General features: G+C 43.2%; 5 protein-coding genes. 3 read left to right on the top strand and 2 right to left on the bottom strand.

Annotated features, from left to right (window positions below):
• Window positions 1-213: 213 nt before the first annotated feature.
• The gene (locus AB4135_RS17075; RefSeq protein ID WP_371994675.1) at window positions 214-615 is read left to right on the top strand and encodes a DUF2802 domain-containing protein; all 402 of its coding nucleotides are present in this window, start codon (window positions 214-216) and stop codon (window positions 613-615) included.
• Between the two features lie 381 nt (window positions 616-996).
• On the opposite strand, the gene AB4135_RS17080 is transcribed toward AB4135_RS17075, so the two are convergent.
• Both AB4135_RS17080 and AB4135_RS17085 read right to left on the bottom strand, forming a co-directional pair.
• Window positions 997-1305, bottom strand: coding sequence for an EscU/YscU/HrcU family type III secretion system export apparatus switch protein (locus tag AB4135_RS17080; RefSeq protein WP_371994670.1), 309 nt, complete (start codon window positions 1303-1305; stop codon window positions 997-999).
• Between the two features lie 83 nt (window positions 1306-1388).
• Window positions 1389-2999 carry a hypothetical protein gene (locus AB4135_RS17085; protein WP_371994671.1) on the bottom strand — a complete coding sequence of 537 codons (1611 nt, stop codon included), beginning with the start codon at window positions 2997-2999 and terminating at the stop codon, window positions 1389-1391.
• A gap of 232 nt (window positions 3000-3231) precedes the next feature.
• Between AB4135_RS17085 and AB4135_RS17090 the strand changes: the two genes are divergently transcribed.
• Together AB4135_RS17090 and AB4135_RS17095 are read left to right on the top strand one after the other, a co-directional pair.
• A complete protein-coding gene (locus tag AB4135_RS17090; protein WP_371994672.1) occupies window positions 3232-3996 on the top strand; it encodes a VacJ family lipoprotein in 765 nt (254 codons plus the stop codon).
• Between the two features lie 102 nt (window positions 3997-4098).
• The gene (locus AB4135_RS17095) at window positions 4099-5205 is read left to right on the top strand and encodes a response regulator (protein WP_371994673.1); all 1107 of its coding nucleotides are present in this window, start codon (window positions 4099-4101) and stop codon (window positions 5203-5205) included.
• Window positions 5206-5269: the final 64 nt, after the last annotated feature.

Consider the following 5269-nt stretch of genomic DNA (forward strand, 5'->3'; position numbering starts at 1 on the left):
AGCTTAGAGGTTGAAGCTAGGACGAAAAGGCTAAAACAGCTTAGAGCTTGAAGCTAGAACGACAAGACTAGGACTGCTTTAGTAGAGATAGAAAGCTGGAATTATCTTGTCACCGTTAATGAGCCTAGCAACGTTCCGTTATCCGTAAGCGGAGCGTTTGTTTTTGTTTTCCGAGTTTACTGTTAATCCTTTTATTGAAAAGAGCCATAAATGATTGCTGAAGAGATTTTAATCGGTACTGTGTTACTGTTTGTGGTGTTATCCATTGGTACTGCTGTGCTGATCAGTAAGCAAGCTAAAAAGCTACGCGCTAAAGTAGAAGCGTTAACATTATTGGTCAAAGATGGTGATAAGCAAAGAGAAGCGGTAAAGCGTGAACTGCAAGAGCTTAGAAGTGGCACTATTGGAGTTGGTCGCAGAGTGCTAGAGCTTGAAAAGAAGCTGCAGCAACAAGATGCCAAAATTGAAGAGACAAATCAGCAAGATCCACAAGCTAGATTGTATTCCAGAGCGATGAAAATGGTTGACTTAGGCGCCGGTATTGATGAGCTTATTCAAGAGTGTGAGTTACCAAAGGCTGAAGCTGAGCTATTGATCCGCCTGCATAGAAAGTAACAGCGTAAGCGAGCTAACCTCAAGGAAACTCCGCTTCTAAGGCGAACTAGACTTTTTGGTTTGAATAAAGGTAACTGAGAAATTATTAAGCTTTTCACTTGATGAGTTTTTTCCTAACACCTAACACCTAACACCTAACACCTAACACCGTACGTTACAGGTAGGTCGGCATTTATGCCGACAGCTTGGTTTGTTATTTTCTAGGAAGTGAAGTGTTCAGTATAACCGTCACCGCTTTCCGGTCTTTACTTTTGTCGGCTAAAAACCGGTTTTGCTTTCACGGTCTAACCTACCACCTAACGCCTAGTACCTTCCGCTAAGGTAGGTCGGCATTTATGCCGACAGCTTGGCTTTCGTCGTCTAACCTACCACCTAGAACCTTTAAACCTCTTCCATTATTTTTTGATGCATACCATTCCATTTTTCAGGGAATTTTCCATCAAGTACATAGGCGAACGCAATAAGCTCGGCGATGAGCAAATAGAGCTCTTTGGGAATAGCTTCACCAACTTGCATTTTTTGTAAAAACTCGCAAAGGTGCTCGTCTTTATGGATGAATATGCCAGCCTCTTCAGCAAGCGCGATCATCTCTTGCGCTAGTTCACCTTCTGCTTTTGCTGAAATAGTCGGAGCTGTGCCTTGATCATATTTAACTGCCACAGCTTTAGTAGACTGTTCATGCTGGCTCATTGGCGTTCCCCTTTAAATCCATGTTGGTCAATCTATTCGACTCTTGTTTATAGCTGTTATTAGATCAGGACTCGCTTGTACTGTCAGACCTTTACCTTCACCAAGTAATGTTCACCTGGTAGTAAAGTTGCCGGCACCGCTTGTTTTTGTGTATTTATTGCCACAACCGATAGACCCAGTTGCTCTATTTTATCAGTTAGTTTTGGGCTAAGTAATTTCACCTTATTCAACAGATTTTGACTGTCACTAGCAAACTCTACAGTAATGCGCAGAGCACTATCAAGCGCCTCCACGCCACTGGCTTTAACTGTAATGAGGAGTGGACTCGATGAAAGGTTGAATTTTAGTCTCAGCTTCCAATGGTGAGCTTTCTCTTGTGGGTCATTAGATTGTTCAAAGTGGCCTTCAAACTGCTCTTGGTAATGATTAATAGAATAGGGCACAGCGAAATACCAATGATTAATGCCATCAACAACGCCTGATTGCTGCTGATATAAGCTTAGGTTATTGAGCAGTTTGGCTAATGGCTTATCAGTCTCTGTAGCTGCTAGTATCGATAATATTTTTGAAGATAAGCCTAAGTGCCTTTGCAAAGCTGCCAACCTATTGGTTAACTCAGTGCTTAGAGGTGCTGTAGCACGCTCCATTGCATTTTGGCCTAATAAAAGCTGGCAGACTAAGCTTAAGGTATTTATGTGGCTTGGTGCACCTGCTTGCCCGCTTGACGGATTGATATTAAGCGAATTAAAGCTAAGTAGTGCTTGTTGTAACTTGTTAGGGTCACTCAGCGAGAACAGCGGCTCAGGGTTGAGCATTGGCAGTAGCTTGAACATCTCACTCGCTAGGCTCGTTATTGGCAAGCTTTGTTTAATAGATGCTCTGGGAAGGCTGCCCGCTTTTGCTAATGCCGAGGTTAGAAAGTTTTGTGGTGCAGCTTTGTTATGTTGCTTGGCTGTATCTACTGGCAATGGTGCAGTCAATGACCTTGATTGAGCGACCTGCGGCAGCGGGGTACTTTCCAGCTGGGAAAACAGCGTTCTGTACTGGTGATTGACGTTGGTTTTACTGTGACGGTCTGCCTCAGACAACGGAGCTAGTTCTGCCATTTCCTTATTATTACTATTAGTACTGTCTAGCGTTATCGGTGTTTTTGTTAGGATCGGTGTGAACTTAACAAAGAGCTGCTGCTCTCGTGTTTTCACTGCGACCGAATACTCGCCACCGGCTAAAGAAGCCAACATCGGCAGGGTTAGCTTGGAACCATTACTAAATTGGACTTCGGAGCCAGACACCTGTGCATTTGGCAGCAAGTAGCCCTCGCTTTTATTGGCGAGTTTGAACAATTTTCGCTCGGAGATATTGTTGCGATTAGCAAGTGCAAGCATGGCTTTAGGCATAGGGAAGTAGAGTGCTTGGCCTAAGGTGAGCAGCTGCATTTGAGCTGTATTACTGACGAGAGCGTTTTGCTGCACTATATTCAATAGGAATGCTTGGGCCTTTGAAAATTGTTGTGGGCTTAACGGCGTTGCTAGTTTTACGTTATATGCCTGGCCTGAAAAGTGCACTAATACACCATTTCGATTCAGTGTTGCGTTAACGGGGATCAATGACGTCGGCCGAGCTGATAGCGGCCCATTTGTGGGAGCGGCAGTGCCATTTGCATTACTTAAAGTTGCATGGGTAATGTTATCCAAAAGAGAGCCCTGTTTTGTTCAATTAAATAGACATGTTTTATCACAAAATTATGTTTGATCTTATTGTGTTACTGAGTATCCTTAGCGGTCTTACTGGTATTTTATAGCTTTGTTAGTCGATAACGTTAGATTTAGCCCAATTACGCGGTCTTATGACTATATCGGCAGTTACCAGCAAAGCCTTTAGCAGAAACAAACAGTAAGAAATACTGACCTATTCAAAGAGACAATTATGAAGTGTAAATGGATTGTGCTTTCTCTGGCGATATTGGGATTTTCTACCATAGCTGCAGCAGAGGAGATCAAGGAAGGTGAGAGTGTCACTGTCACCTATAATGATCCTCGTGATCCCATTGAAGGGTTTAACCGAGCAATGTGGGATCTCAACTATTTGTATATAGATCGGTATTTCTACCGACCTGTAGCTCATGGCTATAACGATTATATCCCACACCCAGTTAAAAGTGGTATTAACAACTTTGTTCTTAACCTTGAAGAGCCTAGTAGCATTGTCAATAACACACTGCAAGGTAAATGGGGTTGGGCTGCGAATGCTGGCGGTCGTTTTACCGTTAATACCACTCTGGGCTTACTGGGGGTTATTGATGTCGCGGAAATGATGGGCATGACACGCAAGCAAGATGACTTCAATGAAGTGCTTGGATATTACGGTGTGCCTAACGGTCCTTATTTTATGGCGCCATTCTTTGGGCCTTATGTCACCAGAGAACTCGCCTCTGATTGGGTTGATGATCTATACTTTCCATTATCAGAGCTGACATTTTGGCAGTCAGTGTTAAAGTGGGGTCTTAAAAATCTGCATAGTCGAGCATCAGCAATTGATCAGGAGAGGTTAGTTGACAATGCTTTAGACCCATATACTTTTGTCAAAGACGCGTATTTCCAACACATGGACTACAAAGTATATGATGGTGATATTCCTCAGAGCGAAGACGACGATGAATTGCTAGATGAATATATGCAGGAACTTGAGTAAATAATGAATTTGTCGGCAACTAATACAACAAACAGCCGACAATAAGCGGAAACATTGAAAACAAGGATGTGAGTTTACGCTGTTGTGAGTTAAGGACAGCAAATGGCGCTAAAAGAATTAACGATTCTGTTAGTGGAAGACGATCCCGTTTTCCGCAAGATTGTTACGGCCTTTTTAGAGAGTAGAGGAGCGATTGTTCTCGAGGCTGATAATGGTGAAATGGGTTTAGATTATTTTAAAAAGCAACGCTTTGATGTGGTTCTGGCAGACTTAAGTATGCCAAAACTAGGCGGCTTAGAAATGCTGAAAGCAATGAATCAGTATAGCCCCGGTACCCCCTCGATCATTATCTCTGGTAATCAAGCCATGTCCGATGTGGTTGATGCCCTTAGACATGGCGCCAATGATTATCTGGTTAAACCCGTCGCAGACCTTTATCTTATCGAAAACGCTATCCGTGAATGTGTTAGTGGCACCCTTGAAGAGTCGTTGCAGCTTGACGAGTTAGAATCTCTGTCTTATATGGAGCTTAATCAAAATCTTGAATTGTTAGCGCAAAGTGAGCAAGCCGCCAAAAGTGTACAACAGCAACTATTCCCACCAAGCCGGATTGAGTATTCCAATGCTGAAATAGACTATAGCCTGTTTAACACCAATGAAGTGAGTGCCCACTTTATTGATACTGCTATGCTCGATGATTCGCATATCATGATGTATATGGCGCACTTTTATCCTCACGACAATCGTGCAGCATTCGCTAGCGTGCTATTAAAAAGCTTCGTCAACCATAAGCTCAAGCGTTATCGTAACCAGCAATCTAAGGTCATCGCTGAACCCTACAACATGCTTACCTACCTTAACGATAGAATGTCCAAATCTGGACTGGATATCTATGTTGATATGACTTATGTGGTGATTGACTTGTTGAGTTATCGCGTCGCAATAGCTCAAGCTGGGAGCGAGTTTCGCTGTTACCTTCGCAACAAAGAAGGGCTTGCGCCACTTGCCATTGCAAACTCAATGCAGCTAGGAGTGAGTAATTGGGGAGCTCCATCAGTGCAATTTCGAACACTAATGCCCGGTGAGCAACTTTGTATATTAACCAATGTTAGTGAGCATAAACTTCAACTATTAAACAATGAGTTCCATGGCTTAGTTCATGATGAGAATATGCCCGCCGGTGGGTTTATTCAGTTAACGGCGACTTAGGAAAGGGATGAGCTAAGACGGTACGAGCTAAGACGGTACGAGCTAAGACGGTACGAGCTAAGAC

Source organism: Shewanella sp. 10N.286.54.B9, from assembly GCF_041468565.1.
Lineage (GTDB): Bacteria > Pseudomonadota > Gammaproteobacteria > Enterobacterales > Shewanellaceae > Shewanella.